General features: G+C 63.6%; 13 protein-coding genes. 8 read left to right on the forward strand and 5 right to left on the reverse strand.

Going from position 1 to position 17,496, the window contains the following annotated elements; translation table 11 throughout:
* Nucleotides 1-89: 89 nt before the first annotated feature.
* The gene (locus ABLV49_RS11935; protein ID WP_349276637.1) at nucleotides 90-1,778 is read right to left on the reverse strand and encodes an NAD+ synthase; all 1,689 of its coding nucleotides are present in this window, start codon (nucleotides 1,776-1,778) and stop codon (nucleotides 90-92) included.
* A gap of 35 nt (nucleotides 1,779-1,813) precedes the next feature.
* Between ABLV49_RS11935 and ABLV49_RS11940 the strand changes: the two genes are divergently transcribed.
* The 3 genes from ABLV49_RS11940 (at nucleotide 1,814) to ABLV49_RS11950 (ending at nucleotide 4,274) form a co-directional block, all read left to right on the forward strand.
* Entirely contained in the window at nucleotides 1,814-3,070 is a 1,257-nt protein-coding gene (locus tag ABLV49_RS11940) for a GNAT family N-acetyltransferase (RefSeq protein ID WP_349276639.1), read from the forward strand.
* Nucleotides 3,067-3,396, forward strand: a complete 330-nt coding sequence (locus tag ABLV49_RS11945; RefSeq protein ID WP_349276641.1) for a hypothetical protein — start codon at nucleotides 3,067-3,069, stop codon at nucleotides 3,394-3,396. Before ABLV49_RS11940 ends, ABLV49_RS11945 begins: the two co-directional genes overlap by 4 nt.
* A gap of 74 nt (nucleotides 3,397-3,470) precedes the next feature.
* Nucleotides 3,471-4,274 (forward strand): hypothetical protein, encoded by an 804-nt coding sequence (locus tag ABLV49_RS11950; RefSeq protein ID WP_349276643.1) that lies wholly within the window; start codon nucleotides 3,471-3,473, stop codon nucleotides 4,272-4,274.
* Between the two features lie 61 nt (nucleotides 4,275-4,335).
* Here the strand turns inward: ABLV49_RS11950 and ABLV49_RS11955 are convergent, their stop codons facing one another.
* From ABLV49_RS11955 to ppa, 3 genes are all read right to left on the reverse strand, one after another.
* Nucleotides 4,336-5,016 carry a hypothetical protein gene (locus ABLV49_RS11955; protein ID WP_349276645.1) on the reverse strand — a complete coding sequence of 227 codons (681 nt, stop codon included), beginning with the start codon at nucleotides 5,014-5,016 and terminating at the stop codon, nucleotides 4,336-4,338.
* Nucleotides 5,017-5,138: 122 nt separating this feature from the next.
* Nucleotides 5,139-9,275, reverse strand: coding sequence for a chemotaxis protein CheB (locus ABLV49_RS11960; RefSeq protein WP_349276647.1), 4,137 nt, complete (start codon nucleotides 9,273-9,275; stop codon nucleotides 5,139-5,141).
* A 230-nt stretch (nucleotides 9,276-9,505) separates the two neighbouring features.
* Entirely contained in the window at nucleotides 9,506-10,048 is a 543-nt protein-coding gene (ppa, locus tag ABLV49_RS11965) for an inorganic diphosphatase (protein WP_349276649.1), read from the reverse strand.
* 261 nt (nucleotides 10,049-10,309) lie between these two features.
* Between ppa and ABLV49_RS11970 the strand changes: the two genes are divergently transcribed.
* Nucleotides 10,310-12,550 (forward strand): sodium-translocating pyrophosphatase, encoded by a 2,241-nt coding sequence (locus ABLV49_RS11970; RefSeq protein WP_349276651.1) that lies wholly within the window; start codon nucleotides 10,310-10,312, stop codon nucleotides 12,548-12,550.
* Nucleotides 12,551-12,598: 48 nt separating this feature from the next.
* On the opposite strand, the gene ABLV49_RS11975 is transcribed toward ABLV49_RS11970, so the two are convergent.
* Complete coding sequence (locus tag ABLV49_RS11975; RefSeq protein ID WP_349276653.1) at nucleotides 12,599-14,197, reverse strand: IclR family transcriptional regulator domain-containing protein; 1,599 nt, start codon at nucleotides 14,195-14,197, stop codon at nucleotides 12,599-12,601.
* A gap of 204 nt (nucleotides 14,198-14,401) precedes the next feature.
* On the opposite strand from ABLV49_RS11975, the gene ABLV49_RS11980 reads away from it, so the two are divergent.
* Genes ABLV49_RS11980 through ABLV49_RS11995 form a run of 4 tightly spaced genes read left to right on the forward strand, consistent with a single transcriptional unit; the run spans nucleotide 14,402 to nucleotide 17,459 of the window.
* Nucleotides 14,402-15,199, forward strand: a complete 798-nt coding sequence (locus ABLV49_RS11980; protein ID WP_349276655.1) for a ribonuclease activity regulator RraA — start codon at nucleotides 14,402-14,404, stop codon at nucleotides 15,197-15,199.
* Between the two features lie 21 nt (nucleotides 15,200-15,220).
* Entirely contained in the window at nucleotides 15,221-15,703 is a 483-nt protein-coding gene (locus ABLV49_RS11985) for a nuclear transport factor 2 family protein (RefSeq protein ID WP_349276657.1), read from the forward strand.
* A complete protein-coding gene (locus ABLV49_RS11990; RefSeq protein ID WP_349276659.1) occupies nucleotides 15,700-17,172 on the forward strand; it encodes an aldehyde dehydrogenase (NADP(+)) in 1,473 nt (490 codons plus the stop codon). The genes ABLV49_RS11985 and ABLV49_RS11990 overlap by 4 nt, the downstream gene beginning before the upstream one ends.
* Nucleotides 17,166-17,459, forward strand: a complete 294-nt coding sequence (locus ABLV49_RS11995) for a Dabb family protein (protein WP_349276661.1) — start codon at nucleotides 17,166-17,168, stop codon at nucleotides 17,457-17,459. The genes ABLV49_RS11990 and ABLV49_RS11995 overlap by 7 nt, the downstream gene beginning before the upstream one ends.
* The last annotated feature ends 37 nt before the right edge of the window (nucleotides 17,460-17,496 follow it).

The raw sequence follows: 17,496 nt of genomic DNA on the forward strand, positions 1-17,496 counted from the left end.
AAATCTCTCTATGAGTGAGTCTGGGGGGACTGAATATTAAAGGGTGGCGACGTTGCGCCATGTAACGATTGTGAAATCGTTGCCGGCAGCTAGGCGCCGAATTTGCTGGTTATAGGATAACGCCAATCCTTGCCAAAACTTCTGTGGCTCACACGGATGCCGACCGGCGCCTGCCGGCGCTTGTATTCGTTGATGCGGATGAGGCGGGCCACGCGCTCGACCACGGCGCGCTCGAAGCCGGCGGCCACGACGGCCTCGACGCTCTGGTCGTTTTCCATGTAGCGCTTCAAGATGGCGTCCAGCACCTCGTAGGGCGGCAGGCTGTCCTGGTCGGTCTGGTCGGCGCGCAGCTCGGCGCTCGGCGGGCGCGTGATGATGCGCTCCGGAATCGGGCTGCTGCCGGTGCCGTACGGGTCGTTTTCATTGCGCCAGCGGGCCAGCCTGAACACGGTGGTTTTCAGCAAGTCCTTGATGACCGCAAAGCCGCCGGCCATGTCGCCGTACAGCGTGCAGTAGCCGGTGGCCATTTCGCTCTTGTTGCCGGTCGTCAGGACAATCGAGCCGAACTTGTTCGACAGCGCCATCAGGAACACGCCGCGAATCCGCGCCTGGATGTTTTCCTCGGTGGTGTCCTCCGCCCTGCCCTTGAACTCGCCGGCCAGCGAGGCCTTGAAGGCTTCGAATTCTGGAACGATGGAAATCTCGTCGTAGCGAACCTTCATGCGTTCGGCCATCTCGCGCGCGTCGATCCAGGAAATATCGGCGGTGTAGGGCGAAGGCATCATCACCGTGCGCACCTTGTCCGCTCCCAGCGCATCGACCGCGATGGCCAGCACCAGCGCCGAATCAATGCCGCCCGACAGCCCGATAATCGCGCCAGGAAAGCCGTTCTTGCCCAGATAGTCGCGCACCCCGAGCACCAGCGCGTCCCACAGGTCCGCCTCGGCGCTGCGCAAGGGCACCGCATCCGCTACCAATTCAATAGCTGCCTGCGCACGCCCCGCCTGCGCAAAGAACAGATTTTCCTTGAAACTCTCGGCCCGGCCCGCCAGCGCACCATCGGCTTGCAAGGCAAACGAATGGCCTTCGAAAACGATTTCATCCTGGCCGCCGACCAGGTGCGCATAGACCAGCGGCAAGCCGGTCGCCAGGCAGCGTTCGCGCATCATCACCTCGCGCTCGCTGCCCTTGCCGACATGAAAAGGCGAGGCATTGATGACCACCAGCAGCTCGGCGCCGGCCTGCTGGGCGAGCCGCGCGGGTTCCTCGAACCAGGCGTCTTCGCAGATCAGCAGGCCGATGCTGATGGCGTCATCGCCCTCGCCGGCCTGGAACACGCAAGTCCCCTGGCCGGGGGCGAAATAGCGGCGCTCGTCAAACACCTGGTAATTGGGCAGTTCGCGCTTGGCGTAGGTGGCAATCACGCGGCCTTCGCGCAGCACCCTGGCGGCATTCTGGCGCTGCTGCACCGCGACGCTTTTCGTGCGCAAGCCCTTGCCGCTGTCGCCGTGGACAGGCGTGCCCACCACCACGGTCAAGCCTTTTAACCCGGCCAACTCGCGGGCCACCTGATTCACGGCATCATCACAGGCCTGGATGAATGAGGGCCGCAAGAACAGGTCTTCGGCCGCATAGCCGCAAATCGCCATTTCGGGCGTCAGCACCAGCCGGGCACCTTCCTGGTAGGCGGTGCGGGCAGCGGCTATGATTTTTTGCGCATTGCCGGGCATGTCGCCGACGCAGTAGTTCAATTGGGCGACGCAGATTTTGAGTGACATGAAAAAATGGAACCTCGAAAAACACCAGGAAACAAGTGAAAAACAACGCAAACGATTATGTCATCCGCATCCTGGATTCGCCGCTGAAGGTACAAGCCGGCGACTGGAACGCGCTGCTGGCCGCGCAAAGTCCGGACCGCGTGCTGAACCCGTTCATGCGCCACGAATACCTGGCCGCGCTGCATGCCAGCGGCAGCGCCACGCCGCAAACCGGCTGGACGCCGCGCTTTGTCACGCTCTGGCAGGGCGCCACGCTGGCCGGCGCCTGCGCGCTGTACCTCAAGGCGCATTCCTACGGCGAATACGTGTTTGACTGGGCCTGGGCCAATGCCTACCAGCAGCACGGCCTGGATTACTACCCCAAGGCCCTGGTCGCCGTGCCGTTCACGCCCGTTCCCGGCGCGCGGCTGCTGGCGCGCACTGCGGCCGAGCGAACGCTGCTGGTCAAGGCGCTGGTGGCTTGGTGCGAAGCCGAAAAACTGTCATCGCTGCACCTGCTGTTTGCCAGCGACGACGACGTGGCCGCCTGCGAGCAAGCCGGACTGATGCTGCGCCACACCGTGCAGTTCCACTGGACGGCCCCGCCCGAGGGCTACCGCGACTTCGACGCTTTCCTGATGTCCCTGAACCAGGAAAAGCGCAAGAAAATCCGCCAGGAGCGGCGCAAGGTGGCGGGCGCCGGCATCACCTTTCGCTGGTCGCTGGGCCAGGACATCAGCCGGGCCGACTGGGATTTTTTCTACCGCTGCTACGAGCGCACCTACCTGGAGCACGGCAATGCACCGTACCTGAGCCGCGACTTTTTCCGGCGCATGGAAGCCACCATGCCGGAGAACTGGCTGCTGTTCGTGGCGGAACGCGACGGCGTTGCAGTTGCTAGCAGTTTGATAGCTGTCAGTGCCCGTCCTGATTGCGAAAACAGCCAAAATTATCCTGAAAATCGGCCTACCCAGGGCCTGACCGCCTACGGCCGCTACTGGGGCGCGCTGGCCCGGGTGGACGGCCTGCACTTCGAAGCCTGCTACTACCAGCCGCTGCAGTGGTGCATTGAGCACGGCTTCGAGCGCTTTGAAGGCGGCGCCCAGGGCGAGCACAAGATGGCGCGCGCCCTGCTGCCGGTCAAGACCACCAGCGCGCACTGGCTGGCGCATCCTTCGTTTGCCGACGCCGTCGAGCGCTTCCTGGAGCGCGAAGGCGCGGGCATCGACAATTACATGGACGAGCTGGAGCGGCGCAGCCCCTTCAAATCGCCCGCCCTTTCACCCCCAACCGACCCGGCAAGCCCCTCATGAGTCAAACCACACAGCCCTACACCATCAAGATGGTCAACGCCATCGGCCTGAGCGCCGCCGAGCGCAGCGCCGCCGAATTGCGCTTTCGCATGGCGCTGGAGTCCAGCGTCGGTGGCCGCGAATTTGTCGTGCCGACGCTGCAGGCCTGCATGCTGGCGCGTTCGCTGATCAGCCACCTGGCGCCCGAAGAACTGGCCCATGCCGACCATGACGCCGAACGCGAAGTGATTACCCTCTGGGAAAACGCCGAAGACAAAGCCATCATGACCGCCCTGAAGCCGCTGAACCGCGACATGGGCGAAGCGCGGTTCGAGATCAACACCTGAACATCCGGGCTGAAATGCTTCTTTATTGATAGCTGCTCATGCCCGCGCTGATTGCGCAAAAGGCTTGTTTGACCATGAATTCCCCGTCCAGCCCCGCTAACCCTGCGCCAGCCCTGGCCGAGCCGCTTCTTGCTAGAGCGGCGATGGAGCCCGCCATCGCGCTCGGTCGCACCCACGCCAGGCGGCTGCGCGAGGTGTACCGCTCCGCCGGCTGGCCGTGCCAGGACATGCTGGAAATCGAGTTGCTGGCGGCCGGCATGCTGGAGCGCGTCGCCGGCCCGGCGGGCCACGAAACCCTGCGCGTGACCGATGCGGGCATTGCCTGGCTGGCGGCCACCCTGGCGCGCAACCGTTCGCTGCTGTCGGCGCATGAAGCGCTGGTCGAGCAGGTCGCCTGCGAAATGGTGCGCGCCGGCCGCATTACCTGGCGCGCCTTGAGCCTGCGGGCGCAACTGCCGCCGGCCGGCGTTGGCGAAAAAGTGCGCTGGTGCATGGTGCGGCCCGATGTGTTCTCGATCCGCAACACCACCGTCGAAAGCTATGTGGACCCCATCGTCCACGAGATCAAGGTCAAGCGCTCCGACCTGCTTGGCGACCTGCGCCGGCCTGACAAGCGAACGGCCTACCTCGACCTGGGCGGCGAATGCTGGTATGTGCTGGGCTGCGATGCCAAGGGCCGGCCGATAGGCGCCGCCGATGAGATTCCCGCCGAATGCGGCGTCATGCTCATGCAAGACCAGCGGCTGGTGGTGGCCCGGGCCGCGCCCCGGCACATACGGCAAAACCTGCCGCTGGGCGTGTGGATGGCGCTGGCCAAGGCAACGCCTGTGGCTGGCCTGAATGACGGCGTGCAGGGCTTGCTGGGCGAAGGCGGATAGCCGGAAGGTAAAAGGAAACCGTTCTTGCGGCAAATCCGGGGCCGGGTTGATTGGCCGGGCCTTAATGGACTGGCGCTGTCTCGACGGCAAAGCGCAGCGTGACCAGGCGATCCTGCCGGGACAGCCGGACATGCTCCGCAGCCGCCAGCGCCTGCACATCGTCCCACACCAGCTTTCGGTAGCTGTCGTCATAGCGGTCCACCTGGCCTTCGCCCGCCGGGCTGACCTGCAGGGAAACGGTGACTTCAGCCTGGCTGGCGACAGCGGTGATCAGGAGGCTGGCCGGCTCGGTCATTGAATCGGTCAGCGCAAGCAGTGCGGCGCTCAAGACCATCCGCACGGCATCGCGCTGCACCTGGACCGGCATCTCGTCAACCTCATTGTCCAGGCGAAAGCCGCAAAAATGCAGCATGGTGGCCAGCAGGCCCACGCACTCCCTGATGCCCGCGTCCACCCCGGTCAGAACGCCCGGCTCAGGCGCCAGCCAGGTGCTCATGTCATTGCACTCATCCAGCGCAGCCTTGGCAAACCCGTTGATCTTGTCGGCCTCTTCGCGCACCGAATGCAAATCGGGCACGGCGGCGGAAAGCTTGTGCTGCATGACGCCGTAAATCAGGCCAATCGGTTGCAGGGGCCGCACCATGTGGTGACGCAAGCAAGGCGCCAGACGCCTCAGCACGGCATAGCGGGCGGCCTCGATCTGCTGCCCGGACACTTCAGGGAATGTGCTTGATCCATTCAAGGATGGACTGGTTTTTTGAACTCTCATGTCTCCTGCTCTTCCCTATAAGGGTAAGGCGTTTGTATCAAAACAAAATACCCCTCGGTCGGTTCAGGCCAGGGAATTTGTAACCAGCAGCTACTTTATTGCGCTTCACCTTCGGCTTTGGAAACCAGTTGCGCAATCGTCTGGCAAATATGCGCCACCGTGGCGGGTTTGGACAGGTGGGCATCGAAGCCGCTTTGCAAGGCTCGCACGGCATCGACCTGCCGGCCATAACCACTCAATGCAATGGCTTTCAGAGCGTGTAATCCTGGAATCTTGCGGATTTTCCGGATCAGCTCGTACCCGTCCATGCAAGGCATGCCGATGTCTGAAATCAGCAGGTCGTAAGCGCTTTTTTCCAGCAACTCCAGCGCCTCCTGGCCGCTGGTCGCCATGTCAACCGTGGCCCCTTCCAGACGCAGCAGCGCCGCGAATGGCTCCAGCAGGTCGATCATGTCATCGACGACCAGAATCTGCAGGCCCTTCAGGTTTCCGGTTTGTTCAATGGTTTTTTTGTCCTGCTGCCTGGTTTGGGCCAGCGGCAGCCAGACGCTGAACGTGGCGCCTTTGCCCAGGCCGGCTGAATCGGCCAGGACTTTGCCGCCCTGGGCCACCGTCAGGTCGCGCACCAGCGTCAAGCCCACACCGAGCCCCATGTTGGTGCTGGGTACCTTTTGATTGGGTGCCTGGACAAACATGCCGAAAATCTGCGGCAAAAACTCAGCGGTAATTCCCTGGCCGGTGTCGATCACGCTGAATTTTGCAAACTCGGCGTCGCGTGCCAGTTGCACCGTGATGGTCCCGCCTTCAGGCGTGAACTTGATGGCATTGTTGATCAGGTTCCAGAAAACCTGTTCTGTCCGGACGCGGTCACACAATGCAAGCACTTCCTTGTCACTGCACTCATAGACCAGCGTCAGGCCTTTCTTGCTGGCGGCTTCGCGGGCTGCGGAGGCAATCATCTCGGCCAGCTCCTCAAGGTTCACCGGGGCCAGCCTGAGCGTCAGCTTGCCGGTTCGGGCGCGCGACAGGTCCAGCAGGTCGTCAATGATCTTGGTCTGGCTCACCACTGCATGGCGAATGGTTTCGCCGGCACGCACCACTTCGGGCAGTGCGCGCACCTCGGGCTGGCTGAGCAGCAATTCGGTATTCACCTGGATCAGGTTCAGCGGGTGCTTGAGTTCATGCGACATCACCGCCAAGAACTGGTCCTTCAATTCATTGGCCCTTTTTTCCATGGCCAGCAGTTCATCGCGGCTGACCTGAAGGGTCTTGTTTTCCGTGATGTCGCGGGCAATCTTGGCATAGCCGCCCATTTTCCCTTCCAGGCGCGTCACCACGCCGCTGCCAAAGAAGGTGCTGCCGTCCTTGCGCAAATGCCAGCGTTCGTCGGTGGAGCGCCCTTCGTCGCGGGCGATGCGCAACTCCTCGTCGGCAGCGCCCGCGGCCCGGTCTTCGGGGGTAAAGATGATGGCAAACAGCTGGCCGACCGCTTCTTTTTCAGAATAGCCAAAGATCCGCTGGGCACCGTGGTTCCAGGTCGTGATGAGGCCTTCTTCATCAATGGTCAGGATGGCGTAGTCCTTGGTGGTTTCGGCCGCGATTCGCAGGCGTTCCTCGCCCGCGCGCACATTTTCCTCGGCCTGGCGCAGGGCCGTCACATCGACAAAGGTCAGCACAGCGCCTTCAATCCGGTCATCGGTGGTGCGGTAGGGCCGGATGCGCGCCAGGTAATGCCTGCTGTCGCTGCTGCTGACCTGCCGCTCCACCTTGTTGAGCGTGTTGAAGACTTCGACAACATCATTGGCCAGCGCGCTGTAGTCCAGCTTGTGGGTAATGTCGAGCAGGGAGCGGTTGATGTCGGACTCGATCAGGTTGAAGAGATTGGCCGACTGGGGCGTATAGCGCTTGATGCGCATGCCGCGGTCAATGAAGATGGTGGCAATGTCTGTCGAGGTGATGAAGTTTTGCAGGTCGTTGTTGATCTTGCTGGTTTCATCGACCTTGATTTTCAATTCAAAGTTGACGGTCGTCAGCTCTTCATTGATGGACTGCAGCTCTTCCTTGCTGGTTTCCAGCTCCTCGGTGGCCGAGCGCAGTTCTTCGTTGATGGCCTGCAGCTCTTCATTCGATGCCTTGAGTTCTTCGGTGGACGTTTCAGTCTGCTCGATGGTCTGCTGCAGGTCCTCTTTGAGTTGCCGTATCTCGGCTTCCAGCTGAACGATGACCTGCTGCTGCGCCTGGTCGATGCCTTTGAGCTGCAGATCGCCGGGCTTTTCCGGCACCTCATCGAACATCACCAGCGTCAGCGCCGATTCCGGGCCATCTTCTCCGAAGAAGCGCACGGTCATTTCAACCAGCCCCTGGCTGTCGCCGCGTTGAACCGCAATGGCGTGGGTCTTGACGGGCTTGCCGGTATGCATCGCCTGGTAAAGCGCCGTGCGCAATTCCGTGCGGAGTTCGGACTGCATGTTGTCCAGCAAATTGACCGATGGCGCGCCGCCGCCTGGCAACAGGAATTTGCCGACGTTATCGGACAGGTGCAGGATATTGTGGCTGGCGTCTATCAGCACGCTGGGCAAGGCAATCTGGTCAATGAGTTTGCGGTGCATGTCGGCGAATGACGGCAGTTTGGGCTCGCGCCGCCCCTGCCCCTGTCCGGGCAAGGCAGGAGTCGTGTGGTCGCGTGGAAAATCCGTGGTCAGCAGCAACAGGCGCGTTGCATGCACATGCGGATTGACCTTGTAGAAACGGTTTTTTTTATCATGCGCCGTGAAAAGGTTGGGCAGGGCATCCGCAGACTCCGAGCTGCCCAGAAACAAAAACCCTGCAGGCTTGAGCGCAAAGCGAAATGCTTCAAGGACACGGGCCTGGGCCGTCTTGTCCAGGTAAATCAGCAGGTTGCGACAGCAAACCAGGTCGATTCGGGAAAAGGGCGGGTCGCGCAGCACATTGTGATTGGCAAACAGCACCTTTTCCCGCAGCTGCTTGATGACCCTGAACTGATCTTTTTCGCGGGTAAAAAACTGCCGCAGCCTTCCGGGCGACACATCCGTCGAGATCGATTCGGGGTACACGGCATTGCGGCCAACGCTGATTGCCCGTTCATCAATGTCGGTCGCAAACACCTGCAGCTCCGACATGCAGTTGTGCCGGCTCATCTGTTCCTTGAACAGCAGGGTGACGGAATAGGCTTCTTCGCCGGTGGCGCAGCCGGCCACCCAGACGCGCACCGGATCGTCCGGCGGACGGTTGCGCAACAGGCTGGGCAGCACATCGTGCTCAAGGGCGTCAAAAGCCTCGGGGTCGCGAAAGAAATTGGTGACACTGATCAGCATGTCCTGAAGCAGCGGCTGGGCCTCTTCAGGGTGTTCGCGCAGATAGTCGCGGTAAGCCGGCAAATCCGGAAGGCGCCTGACCTGCAGCCGGCGCTCGATGCGGCGCAGAACAGTGGCCCGCTTGTACTGCCGGAAATCGTTTTTGGAGTAGGTACGCAGCAGGGCCATGGTGTCCTTCAAAGCCTCTTCGGCAAGCCTGGCCGCTTGCGCACTGTCAAAGGCCATGGCTTTCGCTGAAGGCTCAGCCTCCCTGGGCAGGCTGATGCGACGGGCATTGGCCCACAGTTCAATCAGGCGCTGCGGCATATCGACCGCATTCAGGACGAAATCAACCATGCCCGTGGCGATGGCGGCTTTGGGCATGCCGTCGTACCCGGCATCTTCAGGCGCCTGAGCCAGGGTCACTCCGCCCTCTTCCTTGACCCGGGCCAGCCCTGCGGCGCCGTCCATGCCGGTGCCGGACATCACGATGGCCATTGCCCTTTCCTGGTGAGACTGGGCCAGCGTGCGAAAAAACAGGTCGATGGCCAGGTGCATTCCCCTGAGCCGGACGGGCTCGGACAGCTGCAGGTGAGCATCGCTCATCATCAGGTCGTGGGTGGGAGATATGACATAGACATGGTCCGCTTCGATGGCTGTCCGCTTGTCCACCTGGATGACCGGCATCTTCGTCACCCGCTGCAAAATCTCGGCCGCATTGCTTTGATGCTCGGGCGACAGGTGAAGAATGATGACAAATGCCATGCCATTGGCCGCAGGCATCTGTTCAAAAAAGCGCAACAGGGCGTCCAGGCCGCCGGCCGAAGCACCGATGCCGACCACAGGAAAATTGAGCCGGCTCTTTAGGGGATGGGCCTGATCTTCAGGATCGAGAGAAACGTCAAGCGGGTCTGACATGCTGATGCACCGGTCTGAATGGGAGATATCGTTGAATGATACTGTTGAACACTACGTGGGTAGTGCTCCTGCAAACCGAACACCCATTGCCCATGAAAAAAGCGCCTCCAGACTGTACTGAAGACGCTTTTGATGCACAAGCCAGGCAGCAATTGCTATATTTTCAATAGCTATCCATGCCCGTCCAGCTTGCGCAAAAGCACTAAAAGCCTTACAAAATCGTTCAAGAATTACACAGCCTGCTGTTCCTTGGCGTAGTTGGCAATGCCGTCGGCAATTTCTTTCTTGGCAGCGTCCGGGCCTTCCCAGCCCGAAATCTTGACCCATTTTCCTTCTTCCAGATCCTTGTAGTGTTCAAAGAAGTGGGCAATGGTTTTCAGGCGCAGCGGATTCATGTCTTCCGGCTTTTGCCAATGCGAGTAGAGCGAGCACTTCTTGTCGATGGGCACGGCCAGCACCTTGCCGTCTTCGCCGGCTTCGTCGGTCATTTTCAGGATGCCGATCACGCGGCAGGTCACCACCACGCCAGAAATCAGCGGGACGGGCGTGATCACCAGCACATCGACCGGGTCGCCGTCGCCGCTCAGGGTTTGGGGCACGTAGCCGTAGTTGCAGGGGTAGTGCATGGCGGTGCTCATGAAGCGGTCCACGAAAATCGCGCCGGACTCCTTGTCCACCTCGTACTTCACCGGGTCGGCGTTCATCGGGATTTCGATGATCACGTTGAAAGAGTCAGGAGCGTTTTTGCCGGGTGTAACTTTATCTAGGGACATGATCGCTTTAGGTTGATGAAAAACATTGATAAAAAGAGCGGCTTGTTCTGCTGCGGGACAGTTTGGCCAGCCGAAGGAAGAGATTTGCCCGCATTTTACTGATGCGGACCTTACGGGTTGCCAACGGCGCCTGTTTTAGCGTTTAATTTCTCCAGTTGGCCAATCGTCCCATCGCCTCCATGCGAGCCACGAGGAAGCAACGCAGCGGGGGTCCGCTTGCGTGGCACCCATCAAGGCAAAAAAATAACGTCGGAGGTATGTATGACTGGTAACTCAGCCGCGCTCATTCTTGCGCTGGTATGCGGACTCATCGCCGTGGGGTATGGCTTTTGGGCCAGAAACTGGATTCTTTCCCAGGACGCAGGCAATGCGCGCATGCAGGAGATCTCGGCGGCCATCCAGACGGGCGCGGCCGCCTACCTGGCCCGACAGTACAAGACCATTGCCATCGTGGGCGTCATCCTGGCGCTGCTGATCGGTGTCTTTCTGGACGGCAAGACCGCTGTCGGCTTCGTCGTCGGGGCGCTGCTGTCGGGCGCCTGCGGTTTTATCGGCATGAATGTCTCGGTGCGCGCCAATGTGCGGACCGCGCAGGCGGCCACGCGCGGCATCGGCCCGGCGCTCGACGTGGCGTTTCGCGGCGGCGCCATCACCGGCATGCTGGTGGTCGGCCTGGGGCTGCTGGGCGTGACCAGTTTTTTCTGGTTCCTGGTCGGCAACGGCAACTACACGCCGACCGCCAGACTGGCTGACCTGCTCAACCCGCTGATCGGTTTTGCGTTCGGCTCGTCGCTGATCTCTATTTTTGCGCGGCTGGGCGGCGGCATTTTCACCAAGGGCGCTGACGTGGGCGCCGACCTGGTGGGCAAGGTCGAAGCCGGCATTCCCGAGGACGACCCGCGCAACCCGGCGGTGATTGCCGACAACGTGGGCGACAACGTCGGCGACTGCGCCGGCATGGCGGCCGACCTGTTCGAAACCTATGCGGTCACGCTGATTGCCACCATGGTGCTGGGCGCGCTGCTGGTAGCCAGCAGCCCGATCAACGCCGTGCTCTACCCGCTGGCGCTGGGCGCGGTGTCCATCGTGGCAAGCATCATCGGCTGCTTTTTCGTCAAGGCTTCGCCGGGCATGACCAACGTGATGCCGGCGCTCTACAAAGGGCTGGCCGTGGCCGGCGTGCTTTCCCTGATAGCGTTTTACTTTGTCACGACCTGGCTGATGCCCGACAACGCGATTTACGCCAGCGGCAGCCAGATGAAGCTGTTCGGCGCCTGCGCCGTCGGCCTGGTGCTGACGGCCGCGCTGGTCTGGGTGACCGAGTACTACACCGGCACCCAATACGCGCCGGTGCAGCACATCGCGCAGGCCTCGACCACCGGCCACGGCACCAACATCATTGCCGGCCTGGGCGTGTCGATGCGCTCGACCGCCTGGCCGGTAGCGTTTGTGTGCATCGCGATTCTGGTGTCCTACAACCTGGCCGGTCTTTACGGCATTGCGATTGCCGCGACTTCCATGCTGAGCATGGCCGGCATCGTCGTGGCGCTGGATGCCTACGGCCCGATCACCGACAACGCCGGCGGCATTGCCGAAATGGCCGACATGCCGCCCGAGGTGCGCGCCGTGACCGACCCGCTCGACGCCGTGGGCAACACCACCAAGGCCGTGACCAAGGGCTACGCGATTGGCTCGGCCGGACTGGCCGCGCTGGTGCTGTTTGCCGACTACACCCACAAGCTGGAAAGCTACGGCCGGGCCATCAGCTTTGATTTGAGCGACCCGATGGTCATCGTCGGCCTGTTTATCGGCGGGCTGATTCCCTACCTGTTCGGCGCCATGGCGATGGAAGCCGTGGGCCGCGCAGCTGGCGCGGTGGTGGTGGAAGTGCGCCGCCAGTTCAAGGAAATCGCCGGCATCATGGAAGGCACGGCCAAGCCAGAATACGGCCGCGCAGTGGACATGCTGACGACGGCGGCGATCAAGGAAATGATCATCCCGTCGCTGCTGCCGGTCGTAGTGCCGATTCTGGTCGGCCTGCTGCTGGGCCCCAAGGCGCTGGGCGGTTTGCTGATGGGAACCATCGTCACCGGCCTGTTCGTGGCAATTTCGATGTGTACCGGCGGCGGCGCCTGGGACAACGCCAAGAAGTACATCGAGGACGGCCACCACGGCGGCAAGGGCTCGGACGCGCACAAGGCGGCCGTGACCGGCGACACCGTGGGCGACCCCTACAAGGACACCGCCGGCCCGGCCATCAACCCGCTGATCAAGATCATCAACATCGTGGCGCTGCTGATCGTGCCGCTGATGATGAAGTTCCACGGCGGCGCTGTGCAGGCCGCGCCGATGACGCCGGTGGCGGCCCCACCGGCCATCAGCGCCCCGGCGGACACCCCGGCGGTGCCCGCCATGCCCGCGCCGGCACCGCTCCAGGCACCCGATGCCGCTGCGATTCAAACTCCGGCGGCCAGCGCGCCAGCCTCGGCGGCTTCGCAATAAGGCTTGCCAGCACAGGGAGGGACGGTCTTGCCGCGCAATGCGCTGGGCCTACTCCGCGGCTTCAATCAGGAACAGCCGCCCGGACAGGGGCGCGTTGCCCAGCGCTTCCAGGGAAACCGGCTGGCGGGCGCTGGTCACATACAGCGTGTCCAGGTTTTTTCCGCCCAGCGCAACGTCGCTCGGGCACGGCACCGGCAGGCCGATCACCCGGTCCTGGCTGCCATCGGGCGAGAACTTGACGACACCCCAGCCGTCCTGCAGCGCCGTCCAGACGCCGCCCGCAGCATCGACGGCCAGCCCGCTCAATCGGCCCGAGCCCCGGGGCACGGTGGCCAGCCGGCGTACCGGCGTCTGGCCGCGCTGCATCACCAGGATTTCCCCGGAATCACGCGACAGGCCGTAGAGCGACTGCCCTGCTCTGTCCCACGCCAGGGCATCGAGCGGCGCGCCCAGGCTCCAGTGGCTGTCCGGCAGGCTTTCACCGGCGCTTGACCAGGGCGCCACGCGCCAGCGCGCACCGCCCACGGGTTCGCACGCCCACAAGCCGCCTGCGGGGTCGGAGCACAGCGCCGAGGGCGCGCCCGAAGGCCACGGCTGCAGCGCGCTGACTTCAGGCATTGGGCTGTCGGGCTTGTCGATGCGCCAGTAGCCGCCCTGGCTTCCTGCAAGCAATGCATCTTCCCAGACCACCAGCGCGGTCAGGGGCGCATCCAGCACCGCCAGTTCGCGGTCCTGCCTGCCGTCATAAACATGCACCGACGGCGCCAGGCTGTCGGCCCAGAACAGGCGGTCATGCCGGATGCTCCAGCGCGCAAACTCGCCGCGAAAGGCCCATGCCCCGTCCACCGCCCGGGGCTCGGCAGAAGCGGGCGCGGGGGCACTGACCGACAGCTGCTCGCCCACGCGCCGCGCGGCCTCGGCCACTTCCGGCCCCAGCCGGTGAACGCGCTCCATCGTCATGCGGTAGGCCGGACCGGCCACGCTGATCGCGCCGCGCACCTTGCCGGCCGCGTCCACCACCGGCGCGCCGACGCAGCGCACGCCCAGCACGATTTCCTCGTCATCGACCGACCAGCCGCGCGCAGCGGTAATCCGCAGCTCGGCCTGCAGCCGCCGCCGGTCCGTGATGGTGTGCGGCGTCAGCGCTTTCAGGGTGATGGCCTGCACCAGCGCATCGCGCGCGGCATGGTCCAGCGCAGACAAAATCGCCTTGCCCTGGCTGGTGCAGTGCAGCGGCTTGCGCTGGCCCAGCGATGACTGCGAGCGCTGGCTGTGCGCGCCATCGCAGCGCTCCAGCGACAGCACTTCCAGCCCGTCCAGCGTCGCGAGGTAAGAGGTTTCCCCGGTCAGGTCGCGCAGTGCCCGAAGCTCCACCCCGGCTGCGGCGGCCAGGTCGGGCATGGCGTAGGCGCTGCGGGCCAGCTCCAGGCAGCGAAAGCCCAGGCAGTACACCCGGCGCTGCGGGTCGCGCCTGGCCATGCCGCGCGCCACCAGCGTCGCCAGCAGCCGGTACAGCGTGGTGCGCGGCAAGTCCAGGCGTTTGGCGAGTTCGACCTGACTCAAGCCCTGTGGAGCGCTGCCCAGCGCATCCAGAATGTCCATCGCTTTTTCCAGCGAGGCGGTGCCATCACCCAGGTTTGCTTTCATCGCATTTATTTCCAGTATGTGGGATAAGTGGCCAATGACAGGGTTTGGCCCCGTTGGCAGAAATGTCCTGTTTATTTACCATCGCCAGAACGGTATTTCAGCACGATCTGGATAGGTTTGTTGATTAAATCGTCCCATATTTTGAGATAAAAGTGAGCCACCCATGACTTGCCACATTCTGCCCAGACATACCAAGGAGACTCCATGACCCGCGCCGACATGACCCCCACGCCCCTTCGCCCGGCCCCGTTTTTCGTGCCTGACACGGTGCTTGACCGGCTTGCCAAAGTGAGCAGCGGCTCGCTGACCACGCAGCTTTTCAAGAAAGGCTACCGCCAGCCGGTGCTGGTGGGATTGACGCCGCTGAACAAAAAGATGAAGGCCTTTGCCGGCCGCGCCTACACCATGCGCTTCATTCCAGCGCGCGAGGACATCGACACCTACGCCACGCTGACCACCGAGCCGCACATCAACAACCTGCAATGGGTCGGCGTCGAGCAGGTGCGCCCGGGCGAAGTCGTGGTGATCGACAGCAACCGCAACCCGGCCGCCGCCTCCATGGGCAACATGCTGATCACCCGCATGATGATGCGCGGCGCCCGGGGCGTGGTGACCGACGGCGCGTTTCGCGACGGCACCGAACTGTCAGCCATGGACTTTCCCGTCTGGAGCGGCGGCGTGACCGCCACCACGCGCCTGTCCTGCCACCACGTGGCCGACCTGCAGGTGCCGATTGGCTGCGCCGGCGTGGCGATTTACCCAGGCGACGTGATCCATGGCGACGGCGACAACATCACTGTGATTCCGGCCCATTGCGCCGAGGAAATGGCCGACCTGTGCGAAGTGCAGGACGACCTCGAAGCCTACCTGGCCCTGCGCGTGCAGGCCGGCGAAAAGCTCTGGGGCCTGTACCCGCCCAGCCCCGAGACGCGCGCCGCCCACAAGGGCTGGGTCGCCGCCGGCCGCCCGGCCATTGCACCCGCCGAACCCGCCACGGCTTGAACACAGCTTTCCAAGGAACCCATGCCCAAAACCGCCATGCACCCGCACGAAGCCCTGATTCGCCGCTATTTCGACGCCTGCAACGCCGCCGACTACGACGCGCTGATGAGTTGTTTCACGCCTGACGCGATTCACTACTTTCCGCCCGGCCTGACCGATATTCCCTGGCGCAGCGCCGACACCATCAGCAAGAAGTGGCTGTGGTGCGTCGAAAACCTTGGCTCCCAATGGACCATCGAGAAAGTGCTGGTCAGCCACGACTCGAACGAAGCCGTCATCGAGTGGACGCACTGGAAGCGCAAGGCCCGCACCGCCCAGCGCGGCGACGAATGGTATGTGTTCGATGCAGCCACCGGGCTCATCACGGAAATCCGCGCCTACTATGCCGCGCCCGCCGTCAGGGACACCGCCGAGCTGCCTCTTGTACGTGACACCCACATGGGTGAGCTGGTCGAATTTGACTATGCTGGCCGGGGCTATCACCTGAACTGGAACCCACAATGAAAACCCTGCAATCGATCAAGGCCCGCACGGGTGAACCCTTGGGCGCGCCACTGTGCGCATCCACCCCCGAGCAGGTCGATGCCTGCGCCAGCGCCGCCGGCGCGGCTTTCGGCGACTGGTCGTCCAGCGATGGCGGCACCCGCGCGGCCCTGCTGCGCGGACTGGCCAGCGCCCTCGAATCCGACCGCGAAGGCCTGGTCGCCCTGGCCGACGAGGAAACCGGACTCGGCCCGGCGCGCCTGAATGGCGAACTCGACCGCACGGCGTTCCAGTTGCGCCGCTTTGCCGACATCGCCGAACGCGGCGTGGCTTTTGAATTTGTGGACGACCCGGCGCTGGCAGGCGCCCCGCCCATCGGCCACCCGGCCATGGTGCGCCAGCGCGTGCCACTGGGTCCGGTCGCCATGTTCTCGGCCAGCAACTTTCCGTTTGCGTTCTCGGTCTTGGGCGGCGACACCGCTTCCGCCCTGGCGGCCGGCTGCCCGGTGGTGGTCAAGGCCCATTCGGGTCACTTGCTGCTGTCCAACCGGGTCATTGGTCTGGTGCAGCAGGTACTCAAGACGCAAGGCCTGCCCGCCGGGCTGATCAGCATGATCCAGGGCGGCGGCAATGACGTCGGCGTGCGCCTGGTGCGGCATCCGGCCATGGCCGCCGGCGCGTTCACCGGCTCCACCCGTGGCGGCGCCGCCTTGCAGGCCGAAGCCAGCGCACGGCCGCGTCCCATTCCGTTTTATGGCGAACTGGGCTCGACCAACCCGGTGGTGGCCCTGCCCGCCCTGCTGGCCAGCAAGGGCGCCGAACTGGCCGCCACCCTGGCCGGCTCCATCAGCCAGGGCTGCGGCCAGTTCTGTACCAGCCCCGGCCTGATCGTGCTGATCGACAGCCCCGAGAGCGATGCGTTTGTAGCGCAGCTGACCACCGCGCTCACCGCCCAGAATCCGCATGCGATGCTGACGCCTGGCATGCGCAAGGCCTTTGATGCCGGTGTTGAACATATGGTGAGCGCGGGCGCCAGGCCGCTGCTGCAGGAAGCCGGCACGCCTGAGGCGCCCCGGCCCTTCCTGGCGCAGGTGGATGCGGCAAGCTTCATCGCCCAGGCGGAACTGCGCGATGAAGTGTTTGGCCCCTCCAGCCTGATCGTGCGCGCCGGTTCCGTGGCCGAGGTGCTGCAGGTGCTGCAGGCCGTGGGCGGCAGCCTGACCGTGACGCTGTGGGGCGCGCAAGACGAATCCGAAGATACCCGCGCCCTGGTGCGTGGCGCCATGGCGATTGCCGGGCGCGTGCTGTTTGCCGGCGTGCCCACGGGCGTGGCGGTGACGGCGGCGCAGCAGCACGGCGGACCCTGGCCGTCGTCCACCCAGCCCATGACGACTTCGGTCGGCGACGCGGCCATGGACCGCTTCCTGCGCCCGGTGGCCTTGCAGGATGCGCCCGCCTGGCTGCTGGCGCGCAAGGGCCAGCCGTGCTGAACCATGTCGTGATGTTCCGCCGCAAGGCGGAGGTGGCAGCGGATGCAGCGCAGGAAGCTGCGCTGATTGCACGCATGGACGCGCTCGGCGGCCAGATCGACGTGGTCCGTGGCTGGCGGCTGTCGGCCAACGAGCTGGACCGGCCGGTCTGCTGGGGCTATGTGCTGGAGTCGTCCTTCGACGATGCCGAAGAGCTCAACGCCTACCTGTTTCATCCACTGCACCAGGCGCTGATCGGCGACCTGAAGCCCTGCTTTGAATGGGCGGCGGTGGACTACACCGTCTAGCGCGGGAATGCAGCCCGGCTGACAGCATGGCGCCTCA

The organism is Polaromonas hydrogenivorans (assembly GCF_040105105.1).
Taxonomy (GTDB): Bacteria; Pseudomonadota; Gammaproteobacteria; order Burkholderiales; family Burkholderiaceae_C; genus Polaromonas; species Polaromonas hydrogenivorans.

Coding starts and splice junctions, on each gene's coding strand:
- ABLV49_RS11935 (WP_349276637.1), bottom strand. CDS start 1,778: ATGTCACTCAAAATCTGCGTCGCCCAATTGAACTACTGCGTCGGCGAC.
- ABLV49_RS11945 (WP_349276641.1), top strand. CDS start 3,067: ATGAGTCAAACCACACAGCCCTACACCATCAAGATGGTCAACGCCATC.
- ABLV49_RS11950 (WP_349276643.1), top strand. CDS start 3,471: ATGAATTCCCCGTCCAGCCCCGCTAACCCTGCGCCAGCCCTGGCCGAG.
- ABLV49_RS11960 (WP_349276647.1), bottom strand. CDS start 9,275: ATGTCAGACCCGCTTGACGTTTCTCTCGATCCTGAAGATCAGGCCCAT.
- ppa (WP_349276649.1), bottom strand. CDS start 10,048: ATGTCCCTAGATAAAGTTACACCCGGCAAAAACGCTCCTGACTCTTTC.
- ABLV49_RS11970 (WP_349276651.1), top strand. CDS start 10,310: ATGACTGGTAACTCAGCCGCGCTCATTCTTGCGCTGGTATGCGGACTC.
- ABLV49_RS11975 (WP_349276653.1), bottom strand. CDS start 14,197: ATGAAAGCAAACCTGGGTGATGGCACCGCCTCGCTGGAAAAAGCGATG.
- ABLV49_RS11980 (WP_349276655.1), top strand. CDS start 14,402: ATGACCCGCGCCGACATGACCCCCACGCCCCTTCGCCCGGCCCCGTTT.
- ABLV49_RS11985 (WP_349276657.1), top strand. CDS start 15,221: ATGCCCAAAACCGCCATGCACCCGCACGAAGCCCTGATTCGCCGCTAT.
- ABLV49_RS11990 (WP_349276659.1), top strand. CDS start 15,700: ATGAAAACCCTGCAATCGATCAAGGCCCGCACGGGTGAACCCTTGGGC.